The 25,278-nt window shown below is 64.9% G+C and carries 17 protein-coding genes and 1 pseudogene; 9 read left to right on the top strand and 9 right to left on the bottom strand.

All coding sequences use genetic code 11. The features are described from left to right. Window positions 1–59 precede the first annotated feature (59 nt). Genes ACPPVV_RS09230 through ada form a run of 4 tightly spaced genes read right to left on the bottom strand, consistent with a single transcriptional unit; the run spans window position 60 to window position 3,203 of the window. Window positions 60–740, bottom strand: coding sequence for a DNA-3-methyladenine glycosylase family protein (locus tag ACPPVV_RS09230; protein WP_426699612.1), 681 nt, complete (start codon window positions 738–740; stop codon window positions 60–62). Then, a complete protein-coding gene (gene alkB, locus ACPPVV_RS09225; protein WP_426699611.1) occupies window positions 737–1,393 on the bottom strand; it encodes a DNA oxidative demethylase AlkB in 657 nt (218 codons plus the stop codon). The genes ACPPVV_RS09230 and alkB overlap by 4 nt, the downstream gene beginning before the upstream one ends. After that, window positions 1,390–2,124 carry a 2OG-Fe(II) oxygenase gene (locus tag ACPPVV_RS09220; RefSeq protein ID WP_426699610.1) on the bottom strand — a complete coding sequence of 245 codons (735 nt, stop codon included), beginning with the start codon at window positions 2,122–2,124 and terminating at the stop codon, window positions 1,390–1,392. Before ACPPVV_RS09220 ends, alkB begins: the two co-directional genes overlap by 4 nt. Further along, window positions 2,121–3,203, bottom strand: coding sequence for a bifunctional DNA-binding transcriptional regulator/O6-methylguanine-DNA methyltransferase Ada (gene ada, locus ACPPVV_RS09215; protein WP_426699609.1), 1,083 nt, complete (start codon window positions 3,201–3,203; stop codon window positions 2,121–2,123). The genes ACPPVV_RS09220 and ada overlap by 4 nt, the downstream gene beginning before the upstream one ends. Window positions 3,204–3,411: 208 nt before the next feature. Between ada and ACPPVV_RS09210 the strand changes: the two genes are divergently transcribed. The 4 genes and pseudogenes from ACPPVV_RS09210 (at window position 3,412) to ACPPVV_RS09195 (ending at window position 10,756) form a co-directional block, all read left to right on the top strand. Next, complete coding sequence (locus tag ACPPVV_RS09210) at window positions 3,412–3,963, top strand: hypothetical protein (RefSeq protein WP_426699608.1); 552 nt, start codon at window positions 3,412–3,414, stop codon at window positions 3,961–3,963. Window positions 3,964–4,077: 114 nt separating this feature from the next. After that, window positions 4,078–6,699, top strand: a pseudogene (locus tag ACPPVV_RS09205) (beta-mannosidase); the annotation flags it as partial. Window positions 6,700–6,864: 165 nt separating this feature from the next. Next, complete coding sequence (locus tag ACPPVV_RS09200) at window positions 6,865–8,304, top strand: glycoside hydrolase family 125 protein (protein WP_426699607.1); 1,440 nt, start codon at window positions 6,865–6,867, stop codon at window positions 8,302–8,304. 31 nt (window positions 8,305–8,335) lie between these two features. Beyond that, window positions 8,336–10,756: a GH92 family glycosyl hydrolase gene (locus ACPPVV_RS09195; RefSeq protein ID WP_426699606.1), complete on the top strand. Its 2,421-nt coding sequence runs from the start codon at window positions 8,336–8,338 to the stop codon at window positions 10,754–10,756. Here ACPPVV_RS09195 and ACPPVV_RS09190 read toward each other — a convergent pair. The 3 genes from ACPPVV_RS09190 to ACPPVV_RS09180 all read right to left on the bottom strand — a co-directional run bounded on the left by ACPPVV_RS09190 (window position 10,753) and on the right by ACPPVV_RS09180 (window position 14,643). Beyond that, on the bottom strand, window positions 10,753–11,454 hold the full coding sequence (locus ACPPVV_RS09190) for a pirin family protein (protein WP_426699605.1): 702 nt from the start codon (window positions 11,452–11,454) through the stop codon (window positions 10,753–10,755). The genes ACPPVV_RS09195 and ACPPVV_RS09190 overlap by 4 nt on opposite strands. A 123-nt stretch (window positions 11,455–11,577) precedes the next feature. After that, the gene (locus ACPPVV_RS09185; RefSeq protein ID WP_426699604.1) at window positions 11,578–12,912 is read right to left on the bottom strand and encodes a PQQ-dependent sugar dehydrogenase; all 1,335 of its coding nucleotides are present in this window, start codon (window positions 12,910–12,912) and stop codon (window positions 11,578–11,580) included. Window positions 12,913–13,074: 162 nt separating this feature from the next. Then, entirely contained in the window at window positions 13,075–14,643 is a 1,569-nt protein-coding gene (locus ACPPVV_RS09180; protein ID WP_426703205.1) for an SDR family NAD(P)-dependent oxidoreductase, read from the bottom strand. 227 nt (window positions 14,644–14,870) lie between these two features. On the opposite strand from ACPPVV_RS09180, the gene ACPPVV_RS09175 reads away from it, so the two are divergent. The 4 genes from ACPPVV_RS09175 to ACPPVV_RS09160 all read left to right on the top strand — a co-directional run bounded on the left by ACPPVV_RS09175 (window position 14,871) and on the right by ACPPVV_RS09160 (window position 20,896). After that, a complete protein-coding gene (locus ACPPVV_RS09175; RefSeq protein ID WP_426699603.1) occupies window positions 14,871–16,451 on the top strand; it encodes an MFS transporter in 1,581 nt (526 codons plus the stop codon). 282 nt (window positions 16,452–16,733) lie between these two features. After that, the gene (rsgA, locus tag ACPPVV_RS09170; protein WP_426699602.1) at window positions 16,734–17,801 is read left to right on the top strand and encodes a ribosome small subunit-dependent GTPase A; all 1,068 of its coding nucleotides are present in this window, start codon (window positions 16,734–16,736) and stop codon (window positions 17,799–17,801) included. 175 nt (window positions 17,802–17,976) lie between these two features. Then, complete coding sequence (locus tag ACPPVV_RS09165; RefSeq protein ID WP_426699601.1) at window positions 17,977–19,125, top strand: hypothetical protein; 1,149 nt, start codon at window positions 17,977–17,979, stop codon at window positions 19,123–19,125. A gap of 205 nt (window positions 19,126–19,330) precedes the next feature. After that, complete coding sequence (locus ACPPVV_RS09160; RefSeq protein ID WP_426699600.1) at window positions 19,331–20,896, top strand: family 43 glycosylhydrolase; 1,566 nt, start codon at window positions 19,331–19,333, stop codon at window positions 20,894–20,896. 10 nt (window positions 20,897–20,906) lie between these two features. Here the strand turns inward: ACPPVV_RS09160 and ACPPVV_RS09155 are convergent, their stop codons facing one another. Beyond that, the gene (locus ACPPVV_RS09155; RefSeq protein WP_426699599.1) at window positions 20,907–21,803 is read right to left on the bottom strand and encodes a ribonuclease H-like domain-containing protein; all 897 of its coding nucleotides are present in this window, start codon (window positions 21,801–21,803) and stop codon (window positions 20,907–20,909) included. Then, window positions 21,800–24,211 (bottom strand): DEAD/DEAH box helicase, encoded by a 2,412-nt coding sequence (locus ACPPVV_RS09150; RefSeq protein ID WP_426699598.1) that lies wholly within the window; start codon window positions 24,209–24,211, stop codon window positions 21,800–21,802. Before ACPPVV_RS09150 ends, ACPPVV_RS09155 begins: the two co-directional genes overlap by 4 nt. A 156-nt stretch (window positions 24,212–24,367) precedes the next feature. On the opposite strand from ACPPVV_RS09150, the gene ACPPVV_RS09145 reads away from it, so the two are divergent. Continuing rightward, window positions 24,368–25,240 carry a sulfotransferase family protein gene (locus ACPPVV_RS09145; RefSeq protein WP_426699597.1) on the top strand — a complete coding sequence of 291 codons (873 nt, stop codon included), beginning with the start codon at window positions 24,368–24,370 and terminating at the stop codon, window positions 25,238–25,240. Window positions 25,241–25,278: the final 38 nt, after the last annotated feature.

Genomic DNA, 25,278 nt, shown 5'->3' with positions numbered 1-25,278 from the left:
AGCGCAAGCCGTCGGAAAGGCGCGGTTGCTGAAATCCAGGTGCGTGTTGACCCTGCGGGTTATGACCGCGATTTCGCCTTCGACGGTCGCGGCACGCGCCACAGGTACCAGGCGGCAGCCGTGCGGTGCGGGCTCCAGTCCTGGCCGATCAATGCCATGGCCTTCGGCGTGGGTGCGACGTCGAGCGATTTCAGCAGGCGATAGCCTTCGCGCACACCGAAGTCGTCGGCGGGCAGGATGTCGGCACGCGCCATCGTGTAGATCAGGAACATCTCGACGGTCCAGCGGCCGATCCCTTTCAACCTGCTCAAACGTTCGATGAGTGCTTCGTCCTCCAAGGCGAGAGCGCCCGCGCGGTCCGGTATCACGCCGCTCAGCGTGGCGGCCGCTATGCCGTGGATCGTTTCGGTCTTGCGCGCCGAAAATCCGCAGCTGCGCATGGCCGCGACGTCGGTATCGAGCAGCTGCTGTGGCGAGGGGAACGACGAATCCGGATGCAGGGCCAGCAGGCGCGCGGTAATCGCATCGCCGGCGCGCACATGCAATTGCTGGTAAGCCACCGCCCGCACGAGTGCCTCGAACGGTTCACGTGCAGGTTTCGGCTGATGACCACACGGACCTGTTTCCGCCACCAGTCGCGCCCAGTCGGCATCCAGCGAGGCCAGGAACGCCGACCCCTCGTCGAGGGGCGGTACGGATCGCGACGTTCGACTCTTCATCGGCACGGTGTCCAGGGTCATCCAGCCTTGCGGAATGTCAGGTTGATGCGTTGCGCACCGAATGCATCATGGTGGGCCGGTTTCAATGGAAGCACGCCGTGGTAACGCAGTCGCGCCGGGCCACCCCAGACCACGACATCGCCATGTGCCAGGGGCACGCGCAGCGCCCGGTCGCTGCGCTTCATTCCACCGAACAGGAACATCGCCGGAATGCCCAGCGACACCGACACGATCGGTTGTCCGAAATCACCTTCGTCCCGATCCTGATGCAGAGTCAGCCGCGTGCCCGGTTCGTAGCGGTTGATCAGGCATGCGTCCGGGACGAAGCCGTCAAACCCGGCATGCGTGGCGGCCGCGCCGGCCAGTTGCAGGAACACATCGGGCATCGGCGGCCACGGCTGGCTGCTGTCCGGATCGATCGGATCGTAGCGGTAGCCGCGACGGTCGCTGACCCAGCCCAGCGAACCGGCATTGGTCATGCCCACCGACATGCGCAAACCGCCTGGCGTAACCAGGTGGCGGAACGGTGCCCGCGCCACGATGGCATTGATTGCCCCATGCAGCACCAGTCCATCCGCCAGCGCGAATCCGCGCAGTACCATCGCGCCTTCGCACAACGGCTCATCCCGACGGACGGGACAAGGTACATCGGCAAACAGGTCAGCCGTGATCATGCGGCGTCATGAAAGATGATGCCGAGCGTATGGCGATGGCCATCGCGTATCCGGCTGACGCCATGACGCAGATTCACCCGATATGCGCCGCGCGTGCCTTGTACAGGACGCTGGTGCACCGCGAATATCACCGCGTCACCTTGGGTCAGCGGCACCACCTGTGGCCGCGATTGCATGCGCGGGCGTTGTTCGGTCAATACGAATTCACCACCGCTGAAATCGCGGCCCGGTTCGGACAACAGGATCGCCAATTGCAGCGGAAACACGTGCTCACCGTACAGATCCTGATGCAGGCAGTTGTAGTCCTCCGCGCCATATTGCAGCAGCAATGGAGTAGGGCGCGACTGACCCGCGGCATGACAACGACCGAGAAAATCGGCATGCGTATCGGGAAAACGCACCTCCATACCCATTGCCGCATTCCAGCGATTCGCGACTGGCGCCAGCCGTGGATAGATCGCCGTGCGCAACCCGGCCACCACGGCGGGCAGCGGATAGCTGAAATATTTGTATTCGCCACGTCCGAATCCGTGCCGGCCCATGACCACCCGACTGCGAAAATGTTGGTCGTTGGCGTACATGCCGGCCAGTGCACCGCACTCCGCCGGCGACAGCAATGCTTCGAGCATCGCGCAGCCCTGCAGGTCCAGGTCGTCCGCCACCGTGGCCCAATCGAAAACCTGCAGGCGCGAATCGAGTCGATCGATCGCCTCATGGGCCAGTGCACTCATGCCTGCGCCTCGCGGTCGAGCAAGGCGCGCTTGCGTTCGACGCCCCAGCGATAGCCGGATAGTCCGCCATCGTTGCGCACGATGCGGTGGCACGGGATCGCCACGGCCAGCATGTTTGCCGCGCAAGCCCCGGCCACCGCACGCACTGCACTTGGTGAGCCGATGCGACGGGCGATCTCGCTGTAGCTAGCCGTCACGCCGGCCGGGATCTCGCGCAAGGCTTGCCACACCCGTTGCTGGAAGGCGGTACCACGTACATCCAGCGGCAGGTCGAGGCCAATACCCGGGGTTTCGACAAAACCCACCACCCTGGCCACCAGCTTTTCGAAGGCAGGATCGTCACCGATCATGTTGGCCCTGGGAAAACGGTCCTGCAGATCGCGGGCCAGCTGGTCGGGATCGTCGCCGATCAGGATCGCGCAGACACCGCGCCCGCTTTGGGCCACCAGAATCGCCCCCAGCGAACACTCGCCGATCGCGAAACGGATGTCGTTGTCGACGCCGCCTGCGCGGTAGCTGGTGGGCGTCATGCCCAGTAGCTGGTTCGCGTTTTCGTAGAAACGGCTGTTGGAGTTGTAGCCGGCATCGAAAATGGCCCCGGTCACGGTGTTGTTGCCCCGACCCAGTTCATTGCGCACACGTTGGGCGCGGTGTGCCAGGGCGTACTGCTTCGGGGTGAGCCCGGTGACTGCCTTGAAAATCCGATGGAAATGGAACGGGCTCAGGCCGGTCGGTGTGGCCAACTGCTCCAGGGTCGGCGCGAACTCGGCCTGTTCGATCACACGGCAGGCTTCCGTGATCATGGTGGCGTGCTGCTCCGCCAGCGAAGGCTGGTCGGGCTTGCAGCGCTTGCATGGGCGAAAGCCCGCGCGCTCGGCGGCGGCGGCGGTGAGGTGGAACGCCACGTTCTCCGGTCGGGCCGGGCGCGAGGCGCAGGACGGTCGGCAATACACGCCGGTGGTCCGTACCGAATAGAAGAACGTACCGTCGGCCCGTGCATCGTGTGCCTGGACGGCGACCCAGCGCGGGTCGTTCAGGGTGGTGGCGGCAAGTGCGGCGATTTTTTCGGTCGTTTTCATGGCGGTTCGCTCCGTAAGGCTATCTCGTGGCAGCCAATCTAGCGATGACCCATTCGCACCACACTCCGGGTCTTGCGCTTGAATTCGCGCTATCCGCCTGGCGGCGCCAGTCGCAGGCGTGCGCTGTTCCCCGCATTTTGCGGTCGAATCCGCTTAACATTGAACGGTTGCCACACCGTCGTCTTCCGCATCCACCAAGGGAAAACTGATGAAGACGTTACTGCAGATGGGCTTTGCCTTGCTGGCCACGGCATCCCTGTCGGCCTGCGCGATATCCACCAAAGCCTATGTGGATCCGGCCTATCACCAGGCCAGCTCACGGCAGCTGCACCCACTAACGCCGCCGATTGCGCTCAAGGTTGCCGTTCAGTTCCAGACCAATGGCAAGCCCACACCCGCAGCCGACACCGAGTTGCAGCATCAGCTGGAACAGGCGTTGGCCGGCAGCGGCGCGTTCGCGCCAACCAGCGAGGCAGATCCGTCAGCCGCGGTCATCCATGTTGTCGTGGACGACAGCAGCAATCTGGACGATGCCTATCACCGCGGTTTCCATGCGGGCTTCACGCTCGGTAGCGCGGGTACCATGATCGATGACGAATACGAATTCACGGTCACCTATCGTCATGCGTCAGACGCGGACTACCAGGCGGTCTACAAGCATGCGATTCATACCACCGTCGGCGAGATCAATGACCCCGCAGGCGCAACACCCACGACACGGCCGACGCCTTCCATCAGGTCGTCACCGACGTGGTGCTGAATTTCGTGCGGGACCTCCAGAACAAGGGTCTGCTCAAGGGATAATCCAACGCCGGGCGTTTCGCGCATGATGAAACACGGGGTACGACAAGGCAGGGATGTTTCGCCAACAACCATGACCCTCACGTGCGGGATGTTTGCCGCTGCGCTGATGTTGTTGTGGACTTGCAGCGGTACAGCCGTTGCAAGCACCCGTACACTCGATACCGGCTGGCAGTTCCGCCTTGCTCCTGGTTCGACGGCGGCGAAGGCCCATCCGGATGCCACGGGCTGGCGCACCGCCCAGGTACCGGGCAGCGTGCAGACCGATTTGCACAGGGCGGGCCTGATCGGCGACCCGTTCTACCGGGACAATGAAACCACGCTGCAATGGATCGGCCTGGCCGACTGGCAGTACCAGTTGTCGCTGGCGATAGACGAGCCGACGTTGCGGCGTAGCCATGTCGAGCTGGTCTTCGATGGCGTGGATACCTTCGCCGACGTATCGCTCAACGGCCAGAAGCTGCTTGCCGCGGACAACATGTTCCGGCGCTGGCGCGTGCCGGTAAAGAACCGGCTGCATGTCGGCGACAATCTGCTCCAGGTCACCCTGCATTCGCCGATCGCCCGCTTGCGACCGTGGCTGGCGAAGCAGCCATACGCGTTGCCGGGCGAGTTCGATTCGGCCTTTGGCGATGAACCGAAAGGCAAGCAGACGTCCAATTACGTGCGCAAGGCCAACTATCAATACGGTTGGGACTGGGGGCCGCGCTACGTCACCGAGGGCATCTGGCAGCCAGTGCGTCTCGAAAGCTGGAACGACCTGCGACTGGCGGATTTCCACATCGCGCAACAACACGTCGACGCACAGGTGGCGCAGTTGCAGGCCCAGTTCGACATCCAGGCCGACCAGGCTGGCAAGGTCGCCTTGCGGGTGACCTGGACGGCGCCCGATGGAAGTCGCCACGATGCCGCGCAAGAGGTGGAACTGGCCGCCGGCGAGAATCACGTCGTGCTGCCGATCCGGATCAGGCAACCACAACGCTGGTGGCCGGCGGGTTATGGCGCGGCAAACCTCTATCACTTCCATGCCGACGTAACCGTCGCTGGCAAGGTGGTCGCCAGCAGCGATCGAGACACCGGTCTACGCAGCGTGGAACTGCGCAGACAACATGACCGCTGGGGTCGCGGCTTCGCGTTCGTGGTCAATGGTGTACCCATCTTCGCCAAGGGTGCCAACCTGATCCCGTTCGACAGCTTTCCCGAAAAAGTCACCGATGCGCGCATGTGGCACATCCTGCAGTCCGCGCGCGACGCCAACATGAACATGCTGCGCATCTGGGGCGGTGGCTATTACCAGAGCGATGCGTTCTACGCGATGGCCGACAAGCTCGGCCTGATGATCTGGCAGGACTTCATGTTCGGCGGCGCGATCCCGCCGTACGACGACGCGTTCCGCGAGAACACGCGCGTCGAGGCGCGCGAGCAGGTCATGCGCCTGCGCGACCACCCGAGCATCGTGTTGTGGTGCGGCAACAACGAAGTGCAGACCGGTTGGGAGTCCTGGCCGGACCGGAAGAAGTTTGCGCAGGCCATCGGCCCGGCCGAACGTGCACGCGTCGAGCAGGGCATGCACACCCTGTTCGGCAAGACCCTGCGCGACGTGGTGCAGCATTACGCGCCCGACGTACCGTACTGGGCCAGTTCGCCCAGCACCGATTTCGAGGGCCCTGCCAACGTGCCCGGCGATGGCGACATGCACGTATGGGATGTCTGGTCCGGATCGGCGCCGATCGAGGACTACCTGAAGACCACGCCGCGCTTCCAGTCCGAATACGGCCTGCAGTCGCTGCCGGCGCTGGCGACGATCCGCACGTTCACCACGCCAGCCGATCGCTCGCCCGATTCGCCGGTGATGCGCGCGCACCAGAAGTTCGACAGCGGCAACGGCAACCGGCGCCTGCTGTTCTACATCCGCAAGTACTACGGCGAGCCGAAGGATTTCGGCTCCTTCGTCTATCTCAGCCAGGTAATGCAGGCCGAAGGCATCGAGCTGGCGGCCGAGCATTTGCGCAGCGCCCGACCGCAAAGCATGGGCTCGCTTTACTGGCAGCTCAACGATGTTTGGCCGGGCGCGTCATGGTCCAGCATCGACTACTTCGGGCGCTGGAAGGCGCTGCAGTTCCATGCTCGCCGTTTCTATGCGCCACTGCGGGTGGCACCGATCCGCAAGGATGGCCGCACCACCGTGTTCGCGATCTCCGATCGCACGACGCCACTGGACGCGCAATTGCGCACACGGGTGATGACGATGGACGGCAAGCTTCTTCACGAACGTCTCGATGCGGTTCACCTGCCGGCCTTGTCCAGCACGGCGGTGACCGAACTGACGGACGTGGCCTTGTTGCAGGGGGCGGACCCGCATCGCAGTTTTGCGGTATTCGAGCTGATGATGCAGGGCAGGGCGGTGTCGCGACATCTGCTGTATTTCGATCGCGCGTCGACCTTGCAGTTGCCGAACCCGGAGTTGCAAACGGAGCTCCGCGACAGCGGTCATGGCGTGGTGTTGAACCTGCGTGCGAAACATCTGGCGCGCGCCGTCTGGATCGATTTCGGCGACCTGGATGCCGAGGTCTCCGACAATGCGTTTGATCTGTTGCCCGGTGAAAGCATCGCGCTGCATGTCACCGGCACGGCCGATCTCGCATCGTTGCAAGCGGCGTTGCAGGTACGATCGCTGGTCGATGCCACGGCAGGCCAACGCGTGGTCAACGACGCAGGCTGCGGTGAATCCCAAAGGAAACCCGCTTGCGTTAATCCCGCGAAAGCAGGAATTCATGTAAGGCTTGCGGAACCGTAACCTGGATTTCCGCTTTCGCGGGAATGACCGGCAGGCGGATCATTCGAGGGCCTTCATCGAACCATGAATACATCTCGCCGTTCCCTGTTGAAGTTGATGGCCGGCGCTGCCGGCGGCGCCATGCTCGGTGGCATCCCGCTGGTGCAAGCCGCACCGCGCTATCCCAGCCATCGCCCGCCGGTGGACAAACGCAAGTTCGTCAGTCCGGCAGTCGAGGATCTGATGGCCCGGACCCGGGCGAAGATCGGCGATCCCGAACTGGCCTGGCTGTTCGAGAACTGCTTTCCGAACACGCTCGACACCACGGTGCAGATGGGCACGCTGCGCGGCAAGCCGGATACCTTCATCGTCACCGGTGACATCGATGCGATGTGGTTGCGCGACTCCTCCGCCCAGGTCTGGCCGTACGTCGCGCTGGCGAAGCAGGACGCGGGGCTGCGCCGGTTGTTTCACGGACTGATCCAGCGCCATGCACTATGCATCTCGATCGATCCATACGCCAACGCATTCATGCCCGATCCGCGGGCGAAGACGACGCTGACGTGGGCCCAGCACGATCTCACCGACATGCATCCCGGTGTGGCCGAACGCAAATGGGAGATCGATTCGCTGTGCTACCCGATCCGGTTGGCGCACGCGTACTGGCAGGCCACCGGTGACCGCCAGCCCTTCGACGACGACTGGCGCGCCGCGATGCACAAGGTGCTGGCAACGTTCCGCGAGCAGCAGCGCAAGCACGGCCCCGGTCCGTATCATTTTCAGCGCAGCTCGGCCATCCCGACCGACACCTTGCCACTGAGTGGCTACGGTCGGCCGGCCCGGCCGGTGGGTCTCATCCACTCGATGTTCCGGCCGTCCGATGACGCCTGCATGTATCCGCTGTTCATTCCCAGCAACCTGTTTGCGGTGAGCTCGCTGCGCCAGCTGGCGCAACTCTCCATCGCGGTGCACGGCGACCGCGCATTTGCCGCCGAATGCACGGCGCTGGCCGACGAAGTGGAGCAGGCGCTGCAGAAGTACGGCGTGATGCATGATGAAGACGGCCACGAATTCTGGGCCTACGAAGTGGACGGCTACGGCAACCAGCTGTTCATCGACGACGCCAATGCGCCGGGGCTGTCGAGCCTGGCCTACCTGGGCTGTTGCCGCAGCGACGATGCACGCTACCAACGCAGCCGCACGCTGGCCTGGAGCCCGCGCAACCCATATTTCTTCCGTGGCCGCGCGGCGCAGGGCATCGGTGGGCCACACGAAGGCTTGCGCATGATCTGGCCGATGTCGATCATCATGCGTGCGCTGACCAGCAACGACAGCAGCGACATCCGTCAGTGCCTGCACTGGCTTAAAACCACCCATTCCGGCACCGGCTTCATGCACGAAGCTTTCGATCAGGATGATCCGACACACTTCACCCGCCCGTGGTTCGCCTGGGCCAACGCCCTGTTTGGCGAACTCATCGTGCAACTGGCCACGCAGCGTCCGGAACTGCTGCGGCGCGCGTGAGCAGAACTTCCTACGTATCGGAGAACGCACCATGGTGACACGCAGACGTTTCCTGCAAGGCGCAGCCGCATTCACCCTGCTGGGCAGCCGGCTCGAACCGCTGGCGGCGTTCGCCGCGCCCCGTTATGGCAGGTCGCCGTCGCCGGCATCTGACGGTGTCAGCCGGTATGTCGATCTTTTCATCGGTACTGGCGGTCACGGCCATGTCTATCCCGGTGCCACGCTGCCGTTTGGCATGGTGCAGCTCAGTCCGGACACCAACGACGTCGGTTGGGATGCCAGTTCGGGTTATCACCAGGGCGACGGCTCGATCATGGGTTTTTCGCACACGCATCTCAGCGGCACCGGTGCCAGCGACATGCTCGATGTGCTGGTGATGCCAGCGCAGGGAGACGTATTGCTGCAGCCCGGTGCGCGCGGATTGCCGGACCAGAACTATCGCTCCCACCACGACGGTGCCGTGGGCGGTGCGTCGCAACTTTCCGCCGATGCCGTGGCCCGGCCCGGGACGGGCTACCGTTCACGCTACGACGGAGAGCAGGCGCAACCGGGCTACTACCGCGTGCATCTGAAGGATCACGACATCCTCGCCGAGCTCACCTCGACGCTGCGTGCCGGACTGCATCGCTACACCTTCGAAGGCAAGGGCAGCGGCCACCTGTTGATCGATCTGGCGCACGGCTTCCACGATGGCATTGCGGTGCCCTGCAAGGTCAGCGATGCCCGTCTGAAGCTGATCGGCAACGACACCCTGATCGGTCATCGCCGTGTCCATCAATGGGCCGGTGGCCGACGCATCTACTTCGCGATGAAATTGTCGCGGCCCGTCACCCGCGCCACCCTGTACGTGGAAGATGCCGCGCAACCCGGCGGCACCCGCGAAGCGCACGGCATGCACCTGAAAGCCGCGCTGCACATCGATGACATTGCCAGCACGCCGCTGCTGGTCAAGGTAGGCCTTTCCGGCGTCGATGTCGAAGGCGCACTGCGCAACCTCGACCAGGAGGCGCCGGGCTGGAACTTCGACGAAATCCGCACGGCCGCCGCAGCCACCTGGGAACGCGAGCTCGGCCGGATCCGCATCGACACTCCGTCGGAAGACACCCGCCGCATCTTCTACACCTCGCTTTACCACACGATGATGGCGCCGACCCTGTTCAGCGATGTTGATGGCCGTTGCCGCGGCATGGACCAGGCTATGCACCAGCTGCCGCCGGGGGCGAACAACTACAGCACCTACTCGTTGTGGGATACCTACCGCGCACAGCATCCCTTGCTCACCCTGTACCAGCCGGATCGCGTACCGGACCTGGTCAACGGCCTGGTGCGAATGTCCGGAGAAAGCCCGGAAGGTCCACCGGTATGGCCACTGCAGGGCGTGGAGACCGGTTGCATGATCGGCTATCACTCCGCCGTGGTGATCGCCGAGGCACACGCGAAAGGCTTCACCGGCATCGACTACGCACGCGCGTGGCCGCTGTTCCGCAAACGTGCGATGGATGACGATTACCGCGGCCTGCCGTTCTACCGGAAACTCGGTTACATCCCCAGCGACAAGGAAGGCGAAGCGGTCAGCAAGACGCTCGAATACGCCTACGACGACTGGGCCGTCGCACACCTGGCCGATGCCGCCGGCGCACATGCCGATGCCACCCGCCTGCGTCACCGTTCGCGCAACTACAAGAACGTATTCGACCGCAAGCTCGGCTTCGTGCGCCCGCGCGCCAGCACCGGCCCGTGGCTGGAACCGTTCGATCCGCGTGGCATGGGGCATTCGGCGAAATGGCGCGACTTCACCGAATCGAACGCCTGGCAGGCCACCTTCCTCAACCAGCATGACCTGTACGAATACATGAAGCTGTTCGGTGGCGAACAGGCATTCGAGCGCAAGCTCGATGCGTTGTTCAACACCAGCTCGGCACTGCCGGCCGATGCGCCGCCAGACATTGCCGGTCTGGTCGGCCAATACGCGCATGGCAACGAGCCCAGCCATCACGTGGCCTACCTCTACGCGTACACCGGCGCGCACCACAAGACGCAGGCGCGTGTGCGCATGCTGCTGGAAAATATGTACGAGGCGCAGCCCGATGGCCTGGCCGGCAATGAGGACTGCGGCCAGGTCAGCGCGTGGTATGTGCTCAGTTCGCTGGGCCTGTACGCGGTCGATCCGGTCAGCGCGAACTACGTCTTCGGCAGTCCGCTGATCGATCGCGCGGAGATCGCGCTGGCCGGCCAGCGCAAGCTGACCGTCTTGGCGCCGGGCAACGGGCCGGGCAAGCCCTATATCCAGTCGGTGAGCTGGAACGGCAAACCGTGGAGCCGCAGCTGGATCAGCCACGCGGAACTTGCCGCTGGCGGCACGCTGGTTTTCCAGATGGGCAGCGCGCCGAACAAGGCGTTCGGCGCGGCCCCGGCGGATCGGCCGCCGTCGTTTGGCCAGGCCGCCGTTTAGGCTGCCGTGTCGACCAGTACCAGCTCGGCATCCTCGACCGCGGTGATCCGCAACACCGCCTCGTCGCGGATCGCCGCGCCGTCGCGCTCGTCAATGCGGATACCGTTGATCTCCACCGCCCCGGTCGACGGCACCAGGTACGCGTAACGGCCTTTGTCCAGCGCGTATTCGGCGGTGTCGCCAGCCTTCAGCGTGGCACCGAGCACGCGTGCATCGGTGCGCAGCGGCAACGCTTCGGTATCCTCCTTGAAGCCGCTGGCCAGCGCCACGAACCGGCCCGAACGCTCGCCCTTGGGAAACGGCCGTGCGCCCCACGATGGCGGCTTGCCGCTTTCGTCGGGAATGATCCAGATCTGGAAGATGCGCGTGCTGACCGACTCCACGTTGTATTCGGCGTGCGTGATGCCGCTGCCAGCGCTCATCACCTGCACGTCGCCCGCTTCGGTACGGCCCTCGTTGCCCAGGCTGTCCTTGTGGCTGATCGCGCCTTCGCGCACGTAGGTGATGATCTCCATGTCCGCATGCGGATGGGGCGGAAAGCCCGACTGCGAGGCAATGGTGTCGTCATTCCACACGCGCAACGCGCCCCAGCCCATGCGGCTGGAATCGTTGTAGCTGGCAAACGAGAAATGATGCTTGGCCTTGAGCCAGCCGTGATCGGCGCCGCCAAGGCTATCGAAAGGTCTACGTTCAATCATGGTCGTTCTCCTGATGCTGTTCTGGCCAACTGGCGCACAACATAAGGTTGCATGCAGTGACTTGAAACCGCCACGCGGGAAACGGACTGTCGCCGGATTGCGCACGCCGCACGCAGGACGGCTTCAGGGCTGTTTCCGTGCATTGGCAGGCGTGACGCGCCAGACGACATTGCCGACGTCATCGGCCACCAGCAGGGCGCCTTTCGAATCCACCGCGACGCCGACCGGACGGCCACGGGCGTGGCCGTTGCCGTCGAGAAAGCCGGTCAGCACATCCTCGGCCGGACCGGCCGGCTGGCCGTTGGCGAACGGTACGAAGATCACCTTGTAACCGCTGCGCGGTTTGCGGTTCCACGAACCATGCTGGCCGATGAAGGCCCCATTGATGTAGTGCGCCGGTAACAGTGACCCGCTGTAGAACGTGAGTCCCAGCGATGCGGTGTGCGGACCGAGCGCGTAATCGGGAACCCGTGCGGTGGCGACCAGCGCCGGATCCTGCGGCTTTACGCGATCGTCCACATGCTGGCCGTAGTAGCTGTAGGGCCAACCGTAGAAACCACCGTCGGTCACCGAGGTCATGTAGTCGGGCACCAGGTCGCTGCCGAGTTCATCGCGTTCGTTTACCGCCGTCCACAGCGCGCCGCTTTGCGGCTGCCAGCCCATGCCGTTCGGATTGCGCAGGCCGGTGGCGAATGGGCGCGAGCGTCCGGTGGCGATGTCCACCTCCAGGATCCGCGCGCGATCCTTCTCCACCGCCAGACCGTTCTCGCCGGCGTTGCTGTTCGAGCCCACCGTGACATACAGCTTGCTGCCGTCCGGGCTGGCGATGACGTTCTTGGTCCAGTGGTGATTGATCGTGCCGGCGGGCAGGTCGATCAGCTTGGTACCGGCCGCGTCGATCGAGGTTTCACCCGTGCGGTACGGAAAGCTCAGGAGCGCATCGCTGTCGGCGACATACAGCGTGTTGCCGACCAGGCTCATGCCGAACGGCGAATGGAGCCCTTTGAGGAACACGGTGCGAGTCTCCGCGATGCCATCGCCATCCGCGTCGCGCAGCAAGGTGATGCGGTTCGCGCTGGGCACCTGGGCGCCGGCGCCGGCCATGATCTTTCCGGCTATCCAGCCCTTGATGCCCTTGCTGTCGTCCGGCTTCGGCGGTGCGTTGGTCTCGGCTACCAGCACGTCGCCATTCGGCAACGCATACAGCCAGCGCGGGTGATCGAGCCCAACGGCATACGCCGTCACATCGAGGCCCGGTGCGGCCATCGGCTTGCCCGCGACCGGCCAGCCCACGGCTTTCGCCGTGTGCACCGTGGGCAGCAGGCTCTTTTCCGGTGCCGGCAATTGCGGATGGGGCCCCATCCCGTCAGGCACGGTCAGCTTCGCTGACCTCCCGCAGCCGCCTAGCGCCAGCGCGCTGCCGATGAGAGGAATCCACAAGTTGAGGCGAGTGTGCATCACGTTGCTCCGCTGAACCCGGACCCCAATGGACACCGCAAGCACGAAAGATGGAGTGAAATTTGCGCCGCCGCCGTCAACGGTGCAGCGGCCGCTGCTTGCTCCGGGCATTCGGAGCAGGGCATCGCCCGCAAGCGGGTTCCTACGGAAAATGGTGGGGCATCACCAGTCGGTGGGCCGGTAATCCTTCAGGAACTGCCCCCACACGTGCTCGCCGGTGCGGATACCGTGGATGATCGGGTCGACGATGCGCGCGGCGCCGTCGACGATGTCCAGCGGTGGGTGGAAGCGTTCCTCCAGCATTTTCTTCGCGGCTAGCTCGGCGGGATCCTCGTCGGTGACCCAGCCGGTGTCCACGCTGTTCATGTGGATGCCGTCGTTGTGGTAGTCGGTCGCCGAGGTGCGCGTCATCATGTTCAGCGCGGCCTTGGCCATGTTGGTGTGCGGATGGCGGGTGGTCTTGAAGCTGCGATAGAACTGGCCTTCCATCGCCGACACGTTGACGATGTGCTTGTCGCGTTCGGATGTGCGCAGCATCAGCGGCTTCAGCCGCGCGTTGATGATGAACGGCGCGATCGCGTTGACCAGCTGCACTTCCAGCAATTCGACGGACGGCACTTCGGCCATCAGCAACCGCCATGAATTGCGCTGGCGCAGGTCGATCTGCTGCAGATCCTGGTCGAGCCGGCCTTCGGGAAACAGGTGGCTTTGCGCCAGCAGCTCCTCCGGCAGCAACGGCAGTTGCGACAGTTCGGCGGCACGGGTCAGGCCGGGCAGGTTGGCTTCACGGCCGGCAAGCAGGCCCGACGACACGCCGGCTTCGGGCAGGATGTTCGAGCCGCGCAAGCCTTCGTAATGGCCGACCAGGTGGCGCACGTGCTCTGGCATGTCGTGCAGCGCGGCGGTTTCGCCTTCCATCATGTGCGCGTAGAAATCCGGTGGACGACGCACGGTCTGGCAGGCGTTGTTGATGATGAAGTCCAGTCGCGGCCGCGTCGCCACCAGCTCCTGGCAGAATGCCTCGACGCTCGGTGTATGGCGCAGGTCCAGGCCGTACACCTGCAGTCGATGGCCCCATTCGGCGAAATCGGGTTCCTCCGCGTAACGTGCCGCCGAGTCGCGCGGAAAGCGCGTAGTCACGATCAGCTCCGCACCGGCGCGCAGCAGTTTCAGGCCGGCCTGGTAACCGATCTTCACGCGGCCGCCGGTAAGTAGTGCCACGCGTCCGCGCAGATCGGCTGTCTCGGTGCGCTTGGCGAAGTTGAATGCAGCGCACTGCGGGCACAGTTGGTCGTAGAAGAAATGGATGGCCGAATACTTCTGCTTGCACACGTAGCAATGCTTCGGTTCGACCGACTCGCGCGGCTGCGCGGCATCGGCTTCCGGCGCGATGTCGTGCGGCAGGAATCCCTCGGGGGCGAACACATTCGCCGTGGTGAACACCGGCTTGCGGCGCAAGGCGCGGATGCCGGTCTGGTTCAGCACGGTGTCCTCGGCCTGCACCTTCGACGCATGCCGTGCCTTCTCGGCCGCCTTCAGCTTGATACGCCGGGCGACCGGATCGGGGTGATACATCTGCGCCACGGCCTGGTGCAGGCGCTGGCGATCGTCCGCGGGCAGAGCGTCCAGCAGTTGCCGGTCGGCCGCGACCGATTCCAGCAGCTCCGCCGCGGCGCGCAGGCGCGCGAGCAGGGCATCGTCGGTGTCATCCGGTGGCGTGGTGGCCGTCATCATCGTCAAGAGTGTCATCCGCAGTCGGGTAGGGTGGAGCGTGGTGCAGCAGCCAGCGAGGGGACGCGCGGCATCGTCAACCGCGTATTTTGCCCGTTTTGTCCGCCTTTCGCTAAAAACCGGTCTTTACGGCTTCCGACTGTCGCACCTAGCGGAATTGACGGCTTGCGACAGCGCCTGCAGCCGCACGAGTAAGCTTGCCCGACCTCGGCAACCGGCGCACGAGCATGAGCCTGTTCGGAAAACCTCCCTGTGATGACTGCGCCATCCTGCACGGCGCGCCGACAGTATCGGACGGCGCCGCGCGCCGTCGCTGGACGCTGGTCGCGGCCATCCTCGGCTCTAGCCTGGCCTTTATCGACGGTACGGTGGTCAACGTGGCGTTGCCGGCGATCCAGCGGGATTTCAATGCCACTACCGCCGATGCGCAGTGGATCATGGAGTCGTATGCGTTGTTCCTCGCCGCGCTGCTGCTGGTCGGCGGCGTGCTCGGTGACCGTTTCGGGCGGCGGCGCATCTTCGTGATCGGCGCGGCGCTGTTCCTGCTGTCGTCGGTTGGCTGCGCGCTGTCTGCCACGATCGGGCAACTCATAGCAGCGCGCGCTGTACAGGGCATCGGTGCGGCCTTGCTGGTACCCGGTAGCCTGGCCTTGATCAGCGCCACGTTTCCGACGGCAGAACGCGGCAAGGCGATCGGCACGTGGTCGGCCTTCAGCGGTATCACGGCGGCGGTGGGTCCGGTCATCGGCGGCTTTCTGGTCGAACACTATTCGTGGACCTGGGCGTTTCTGGTGAACGTGCCGATCGGTCTCGTGCTGTTGCTGATCTGCGTGATGCGGGTGCCGGAAAGCGGTGGGAACGCGATACGCAGTCCGATCGATCTCGCCGGCGCCAGCCTCGCCACGATCGGACTGGCTGGCGTGGTCTATGCGCTGATCGAAGCGCCGGCGCGAGGCTGGATGGCGGCGCCGGTGTACCTGTCCGGCAGCGTGGGCGTGATCGCGCTCGCCGCTTTCGTGCTGGTCGAATGGCGCAGTCGTGCGCCGATGCTGCCGCTGTCGCTGTTTCGCGAACGCAATTTCGCTGGCGCCAACCTGTTGACCTTGCTGCTGTATGCGGCGCTGGGCGGCAGCCTGTTCTTCCTGCCGCTGGACCTGATCCAGGTGCAGGGCTATGGCGCCACTGCCGCCGGCGCGGCGCTGCTGCCGTTCATCGCGATCATGTTTCTGCTGTCGCGCTGGGCGGGCACGCTGGTGGACGTGTTCGGTTCGAAGCTGCCGCTGGTGATCGGGCCGGTCGTGGCGTCCGCGGGCTTCGCATGGCTGGCCGTTCCATCGATCGGCAACAGTTACTGGACCGGCTTCTTCCCGGGTATCTGCGTCCTCGGCCTGGGCATGACCATCACGGTGGCGCCATTGACCACCACGGTGATGAATTCGGTCGGTCCCGAACGGGCCGGCACCGCGTCCGGGGTGAACAATGCCGTGTCGCGCGCGGCGGCGCTGCTTGCCATCGCGGTCTTCGGCCTCGTGCTGACCTGGGTCTTCGACCGGCAACTGGGTGCGGCACTTGCCGCCACTCATGCGCCCGACGATCTGCTCGCCGCCGTGACGGCACAGCACCAGAAACTCGCCGGCATCGTCATTCCCGACGGGACGTCGTCTTCGCTGGCATCGGCGGTGAAGCACGCCGTGGGCATGTCGTTCGTCGCGGGTTTCCGCTGGGTGATGCTGCTTTCGGCGGCGCTGGCCCTGCTCAGCGCGATCAGTGCATGGGTGCTGATTGCCGGAAAGCCGAAGTCGGACTGAAGCTAGCCACCCTTGGCGTCCGACACATTTTGGTCATGTCGGTATTGCGCACCGGCAGGCACAGACATTACCCTGCACGTCCCGTCACCCACACTGAGCGAGGTCGAGTGCCATGAATGTTCCAGCCACGATTTCCGCCGGGTTGGCGCTGCGCTGATATTCGCGCCCCGGATGGCCGGCTATCGGCACATCCGTCTTTCGTTTCCGCGTTGACCCCGGCGTTTCCGTGCGACCTCCCGTGAGGGCGGTCGTTGCGTCTGCCATCGTCTCGGGGTTCCACGCATGTCCATCAAGTATTTCACGCTCCACCAGCTCGGCTGGCGTCCGGGCTATTCACACCATCTCACGTTGCAGGATTTCGAAGCGGGCTACCCGGCTCGTGTCGTCGGCGTGCATCGCAGCGGGTTATCCGTGCTGTCCGCGCGCGGCGCCTCGACGGTCAGCTTGCTCCACGGATCAGCGACGGGCGTCGAACCCGCGGTCACGGTGGGCGACTGGCTATTGATTGAAATGGATGCACCTCGCGTGCTGCGCGTGCTCGAACGGTATTCACTGATCGTACGCATCGCTGCGGGATCGGAACACCGCATGCAGGCGATCGCGGCCAACCTCGACACCTTGTTCGTCGTCACCTCGTGCAACGACGATTTCAACCTGTCGCGACTGGAGCGCTATCTCGCCGTGGCATTCGAGGCTGGTGTCGAACCCGTCATCGTGTTGACCAAGGCCGACCTTTGCGCGGATGTCGGGGCGTATCTCGATGCCGTGCGATCGATCGCGCCCACCATCGGCTTCATGGCGATCGACGCGACCTCGGCCACCGCCAGCGGCCTGCTGGCGCCGTGGCTGGCCGATGGGCAGACGGTGGCGTTCGTCGGCTCGTCCGGTGTCGGCAAGTCGACGCTGGCCAACACGCTGGTCGGTGACTCCACACAGGCGACCGGCGGCATCCGCGAGGATGATGCCAGGGGCCGCCACACCACCACCGCGCGCGAGATGTTTGTGTTGCCGGGTGGTGCGTGGGTCATCGACACGCCGGGCATGCGCGAGTTGCGTGTAGGTGCGATCGAAGCCGGCATGGGCGCCGTGTTCGACGACATCGAGACGCTCGCCGCACAGTGCCGCTTCCACGACTGCCGTCACGATGGCGATCGCGGCTGCGCGGTCGAGTCCGCCATCGCCGGTGGGCAACTCGATGGACGGCGACTCGTCAATTATCGAAAGCTGCAGCGCGAAGCTGCCAACGCCGTGCGCACGACCCGGGAACGCCGTGAGCAGGATCGTCACTACGGACTATTGAACCGCACGGCACAACGGTTGCAGCGGGAAAAGAAGGGACGCGACTACTGACGGAACATGCGCCGTGCCGCTGCAGCTTGCATACCCGATGCCCCGGGTTTTCCGGCGACTTTTTCCTGCTTCGTCGCCGGAAACCGGCACGTCATCGAAAAAACAGCGGCACATTGTTCACATGCAGGACATCCATGGGCCGCGACACTCGTCGGTTTGAACTTCGGGAAACGTGGTGCGATTCGGCAAACTCGAAAACCCCGAAGGCAGGAACCGATGGCTTGTCCGCGGCACGCGGTACGGTCTTGCGCTGGCTATCGGCTTCGTTGCCATGGGTGGGGGCCGCGTCCATGGCACACCGACGCACCCGGTCGACGACACCATGCCGTCACGCATGGTCATCCAGGTCAACGACGACCGCCTGACGGTTACCGTCGCCCGGGCGCCGCAAATCTATCTGTACGGCGTGATCGACGCCGACGCGCCGCAGCGGTTCGAGGCGCTGGTGCGCTCGGGCAAGATCCCGCCGGGGTCCGACATCTATCTGAATGCGTCGCAAGGCAGCCCGGGTGCCGGCATGGCCCTGGGGCGGCTGTTCCGTACCGGCACCATGACCACCCATCTGGGCACGCCGCGACACAAAGGCCACGCCGGATATCGAGGCAAGAAGTCGGCTGTCTGCACGGGCGCTTGTGCCTATGCCTACTTCGGCGGCCTCTATCGGTTTGCCCCCACGGGCAGCGACCGCATCGGTCTGGTCTATCCCGCAGCCCAGGCCGGTGCTGGCGAGGCGAATGCGTATCTGAAGACCATGGGTATCGATCTTGCCCGGCTGGGCCCCGCGCCGGCGTCGCCGGGCGATGCGCCGCTGTGGCTTACCGCCGACCGGATGATCTCCTCCGGACTGGCCAACAACGGCCGACTCCCGCTCAAGACGAAAATCTGGCTGCTGCCGCCGATGCCTTCCCTGGAACTCGTTCAGGACGATCGCTATGGCAGCCATCGACTCGTCCTGCAATGCAAGCCGGGAAGCGTGACGCTTGCCGCCTACGATATGGTCGGCGCAACACGCGCAAACCAGATCGTGGCGAACGCCAGACGGTCGTACGTTGAAGTCGACGGGAAGGAAGTGCTGACTCGACAAAGCGACGGAGCCAGCGCCGCCAACGGCGCGGTGGTGATAACCCGGCCCTATCCGCCGACCGAGCTGGTGCATCTGCTTTCCGCGCGCACCATCGGTCTGTGGGTCGCTGGCAGGACCAGCGCTTTCCGGTACGGTTACACCTTCGTGCTCTATCCCGCCGGCAAGGACATCCTGGACTTCTATCATGCCTGCTGGCGTGCCGCGCCATGGCCACTCGACACGGCGCCGGCGAAGCGCTGAGGCGTGCATCCATGGGCGATCTCGGCGAGGCTGGTAGCCTTTAGATTGACACTGTGGACACCGCCGGCAGCGACACCACGCCGGCATCCAGCGGAGAATCACCATGGCGAAGGCAACTCCCGGACCGATATCGCGACATGACCGGTTGAGGCGATGCGCTGCCATCATCGGGTTCATTGCCATGACATTGGCCGCATGGCCTGCGATGGCAGAAACCCCATCCACCCGCGCGCCCGCCATCGACGTGCAGGTGCACAACGGCCCGCCGGGTACGTTCCGGCTGAATGATCAAGGCAACGCCATCGACGCCCACGATGGCGAGATCCGGCATTTCGGCGATCGCTACTACCTGTACGGCACCAGCTACGGCTGCGGCTTCCGCTGGAACGACAAGAGCGCGCCGTTCTGCGATTTCCGCGTGTACTCCTCCACGGACCTGATGCACTGGCGCAACGATGGCCCGTTGTTCGATACCGGCACACCGGCATGGCAGAAACGCTGCGACGGCGCCACCTACGGCTGCTTTCGCCCGCACGTGATCTACAACGCCAGCACTCGCCGCTACGTGCTGTGGATCAACACTTACGAAGTCCCGGTGGGCTACCACGTATTTACCGCGGCCCAACCCACCGGACCTTTCGTCGAAGCAGCGCTACCCAAACTGGCGATCAACACCAGCCAGCCCGCGGGTCTGAATCATGGCGATCACGACATCTTTGTCGACCGCGACGGCACCGCGTATCTCGCCTTCACCGACTGGCGGCGCAAGGGCGACATCGTGGTGGAGCAGCTCGACGCCAACTACCTCAGTGGCACCGGACACTACGTGCGGCTGGGCCTCAAGGCGACCGAGGCGCCGTCGCTGTTTCGCCGTGGTGATACGTACTACCTCGCCTTTTCCGATCCCAATTGCGGCTACTGCGCCACCGGCACGTCCTACATGCACGCGGCGTCGCCGCTGGGTCCGTGGATCGGCCAATCCGATACGGGGAAGGGCGGCCTGCATCGCGGGTTCCCGATCAGCAAGGATTCCTGCGGTGGCCAACCGGCTGCCGTCAACGTGCTGCCCGGACGCGACGGCCCGGTGTTCCTCTACCAGTCCGATCGCTGGCATCACGGCGATGTCAACGAGGCACTGGCCACGCATTACTGGGAGCCGCTGCGCTTCGACGCCGCCGGCCGCATCCAGCCGCTCACGTGTGCCGACACGTTCGAACTTGCCATCGTCGGCGTGCACGGCGGTAACGCGAACAACCACAACGCAGATCGCGATCGACCGCTGTCCGCGACCGCTTCGGCGCCCGACATCCACGACGAACACCAGCGCGCGCAAGTGGTGGCGATGTCCCACGATGGTCGACTCGACAAGGTCATGGTCGCCGCCTTCCGGCAAGCCAACGTCGATGGGCCATTGCAGCTCAGCGTGGCTCGCGTCGAAGCGAACGGCCAACCGGGCGCCGTGATCGCCTCGCGCACCGTACCGCCAGCCGAGGTCAGCTGGTCCCCGAGCCAGGTCGGTCTTTGCGTTGGCGCGAACGTTCGCCAAGGCGAAAAGATTGCCGTGCTGGTGACGTCCACGGCATCCGGATCCGGCTACGGCGTATTACTGGCGCAGGCCCGGTCTGCGGGCACAAGCCATGCGTGGACGCGCAGCGGGGGAGTGTGGACGCCCATGAGCGAAAGCATGTTGGCGGATGTGATGCTTGATGCCACCGGTGGTACCTCGGCTTGCCGCAACACACTATCCGCAACAACCGCAGCGCACCGATAGCGACAGCTGATCACTGCCCTGACACGCCCATGCCTGCCATGTGCACCAACACGCCGGCCAGGCTCTTCAGGTCCTGCGCATTGTGCTGCGCTACACGCCGCAGATTGACCGCCGAGCCGCCGCGCAGATAGGTGAGCCACGCCGCCGGCGCTTCCGATCCCGGCAGGTCGTCCTCGCGCACCACGCCCAGCAACTGCCGTTCGGCGGTGGCGAGACGGCAGTTCTCCCACTGGTGTTTCCAGTGGCGGCGCACCGCATGCAGCAGGTCCAGATGACCGAGACCGGCCAGCGGGTTGGGCAGGCGGGCGAGGCGATAGCGGGTGGCCAGCAGCGGCGCGTCGTAACACTTGCCGTTGTAGCTGACGATCACGGTGTCTTCGTCCATCCATTCGGCAAAGGTGCGCAGCATGGCGGTTTCCGCCGCCATCGTGGTGATGGTCAGCTGGCGGATGCGGAAGCGGCCGTCGATCCAGTCGGCGGCGCCGATCATGAAGGCGCGCGTGCCGGTGCCACCGGCCAGGCCGGTGGTTTCGGTATCGAAGTGCAGCAGGCGATCGTGGTGAACCGGCTCCATCCGGGCGAAGCCGGCGTCGATGATCGCCGGGGGATCGAGCCAGTCGGTGAACACCTCCGTGTAGCGCAGGCCAGGCGCGATCTCGATACCGGGTACCTCGCGATCACCGGACGAGAGCGTGGCTGGATCACGCTTCAGTCGGGCGTGACGTTGCAGCAGGCGGCGCAGCTCGGGGGAGATCGCCGTGACGCCTGCACCGTTGATGGAGCGCAGATGTTGCGACGACGCGGAAGGCGCCCGAGATGTCGCTTTGGTCGCGGCCTTCGGCGCAGCAGCGGAAACCTGGCCAGCCTCTGCACGCAGCTTTCGCATCCGCTCGGCGAGCGCGCTCACAGCGCCACCAGCAGGGCCAGCACGCGCAACGCCAGAGCCTTCGGCGTGGTGGCCGCATCTTCGTCCGCAGCCAACACCGGGCCGACGCAGGCGGGACAGCCGGCGCGGCAGTCGCAGCGTTCGATCAGGGTGATGGACTGGGCGATGAGATCTTCGCGGCGCTGGAACAGCGGCTCGCTCTGGCCGATGCCACCGGGGAAAGCATCGTAGAGATACACCGTGGGAGTGAATGGCGCATCCGGCGCCAGCGCGGTCGGCTGGCCGTCGCTGCCGCGCAGCTGCCCGCGGCCGCTGATATCGGTGCTGACAAACCACGCGCCGTCGCCGCTGCCGACGGATTTCTGCAGGTCGCGCGCTTCGGCCATCACCGCCACGGTGGCGACGATGTGCAGCGCGTACGCCGCGCCAAGGAAACCGTCGAGCGCCTGTTGGCGTTGTTCAAACGCGGCATCCAGCACGGCCTGCGGCAGCTGCCACCACACCGCGGTGGTGTGCAGCTCCTGGTCGGGCAGGTTGACCGGGCCGTAGCCGATGTTCTCGTGCGAATAAAAGCGGATCTTCTTGTAGCCGGGCACGCGGCGCACCACGTGCACTTCGCCGTGATGTGCCTGGCCGCAACCGCCGGTCGCGCTTTCGAAGCAGTCGAGCACCTTGAGCCTGGTGTAGTCGATGGCGTCGGTGTAGTAGTCGACCTGGGTGCGCGTGACATAGGCCTTGCGGCCTTCCCAGTCCAGCCGTTCGACCTGGTAGGGCGTGGACTGGATCATGTGGATGGCGCCTTCGTACAGGGTGACGGCGGCGGCGGCATAGTCGACCTCGGCGATGATGGTCTGGCGGCCGTCGGTGCGATCGACCACCACGAAGTTGCCATCCGCCACCGAGCGCAGCGACACCGCGATGGCCGGGTAGCTGTCGGCGATCCATTCCCAGCGATCGCCTTCACGATGCAGCACGCCTTCCTCGCCCAGCAGGTCCAGCCACGGCGTGGCGACCTCGGTACCGAACATCTCGTCGCCAACGAACGGTAGCTCGAACGCGGCGCAGCGGATGTGGTCGAGCAGGATCAGCGGCTGGTCGGGCTGGATGCGCGCATGTTCGGGCGGGGCGCCCTGGAAGAATTCCGGATGGCGCACCAGGTATTGATCGAGCGGATCGGAGCTGGCCACCAGCACGCCCAGCGCGGATTGTTGACGACGGCCGGCGCGGCCGAAGCGTTGCCAGGTTGCCGCGACGGAGCCGGGGTAGCCGTTGAGCACCACCACGTCGAGGCTGCCGATGTCCACGCCAAGTTCCAGCGCCGACGTGCTGACGATGCCGTCGATGCTGCCTGCGCGCATGGCACGCTCAGCGGCGCGACGCTCCTTCGGCAGGTAGCCGCCGCGATAGGCGCGGATGCGCGGTGGCTTGCGTGGGTCGTGGTCGAACACGTCCTTGAGGTACTTGGTCAGGACTTCGACCATGCTGCGCGACTGCGCGAACACCAGCGTCTTCATGCCCGACTTGATCGCCAACCGCGCGATGCGGTTGGTCTGCGAACGCGCCGAAGCGCGCAGGCCAAGATCGGGATTGATCACCGGCGGATTCCACAGCAGCACGTGCTTGTCGCCGGTGGGCGCGCCGCTTTCGGTGATCGCGGCGACCGCATCCTCGATCAGCGCCTCGGCGTGTTCCTGCGGATTGCCGATGGTCGCCGAGCACAGGATGAACTGCGGCGTCACGCCGTAAAACGCGCACACCCGCTTCAGCCGGCGGATCACGTTGGCCACGTGCGAGCCGAACACGCCGCGATAGGTATGCACCTCGTCGATCACCACGTAACGCAGGTTCTCGAAGAACTGCGCCCACTTGGTGTGATGCGGCAGGATCGCCTGGTGCAGCATGTCCGGATTGCTGACCACGATGTCGCCATGCAGGCGGATCGCCTGCCGCGCATCGCCGGGCGTATCGCCATCGAAAGTGAAAGCCTTTACGCCGAGCTCGCCGGCCTGGTTCAACTCCAGCAATTCGGCCACCTGGTCCTGCGCCAGCGCCTTGGTCGGAAACAGGTACAGCGCCTTGGCGTTGTCCTGTACCGCCGCGCTGATCACCGGCAGCGTGTAACACAGCGACTTGCCCGAGGCCGTGGGCGTGACGATGGCCACGTGCGCACCCGATTGCGTGGCCTTCCATGCCTCGGCCTGGTGGCTGTAGAGCTGGTCGATCCCACGCGTGCGCAGAGCTTGCGCCAGTGCGGGTGGCAAGGCCTCGGGCAACGGCGCGAACGATCCCTCCTGACCGGGCACCACGAAGGCGCCGGTGATCCGCGCCGCGTACCGCTTCGACAAACGCTGCGCCAGCGTGCGTCCGTCGCCGGGTTGGCGCAGCACGAGTTCGTCGGCGGATTGATAGCGGTCAGGCAAGGCGTTCATGGCGTGGTCCCGGAGTTGTCAGGGGATTAGGCCGGGGAGCTGTCTCAGCGGGTGAGATGGACAAGGCGGCGCAACCGTCAACCAACCCTGGCTTGTGGCGTTGTATGCCAGATGCGAAAGGACCCCAGCTCCAGGCAGACGCTCGACGTGCCAGATATGCAACGGACGTTTGTCGTCGGTTGCCCCCGATCGGGCACCACCCTGGTGCAGGCATTGCTGGGGCGGCACCCGGCGGTGCAAACCTTGCCCGAGACGGCTTTTTTCGAACACCTGCATGGCGATCTTGAATGGCGCTGGGGTGACCATGATGCCAAGCCGCATCGACGCAAGTGGCGGCATCGCCTTGGCTTCGCCCACAAACGCGCACGCGAAACATTGGCCCGTCTGCAGGGCAGCCTGTCCGATGGATCGCGTCCACGTGGCGCGCCGTGGCGTGTCGGCAGCTGCGCAAACCGGTTCGTGCGCACGCTGGACGACTACGCGGCAGCGAACGGCCACACGATGTGGCTGGAGAAAACGCCGTATCACTTGCTGTACTTCCCGGAGATCGAGCGCGAGGTACCGGAGGCGCGCTTCATCCATGTGATCCGCAACGGCGAGGAAGTACTCGCATCGGTGGCGGATGCCAACATGCGCTTCGACCGGAATGGCGCGTTCGGTGGCGGCACCATGCACTGGTCGCGACGCTGGAACCGCGCGGCGCAAATCCATCGCGCAAACGCAGGTCGTCCACAACATCACTTCATGTTTCTGGAAGACCTCATTGCCGACGAGGACGGTGAGTGGCGCCGCCTCTGCATCTTCCTCGGCCTCGATCCCGACATCGACCTCGATGAGAAATGCAGCCAGCTCGTGGCGGACCTGACCCGCGAGCCATGGAAGCAGGGCGCCGTCCACGGCGTACCGCGCCCGGTCAAATGCAAGGCGGAGCGGGTGTTCGGCCCCCAAGTGCGCCAGTGGCTGCAGCGACACTTGCTGTCATACGACGAGTTGCACCAGGCCTGCGCGCCGACCGGCACGAGGCGTTGAAAGCCGCCATGCATGGACGCCGGTGCTCCGCTCGTGGC

This window comes from Rhodanobacter sp. Col0626 (assembly GCF_049994385.1).
In the GTDB taxonomy this organism is placed as follows: domain Bacteria; phylum Pseudomonadota; class Gammaproteobacteria; order Xanthomonadales; family Rhodanobacteraceae; genus Rhodanobacter.
Note: the sequence above shows the minus strand (reverse complement) of the source record. Positions and strands in the feature narration are given on the sequence as shown.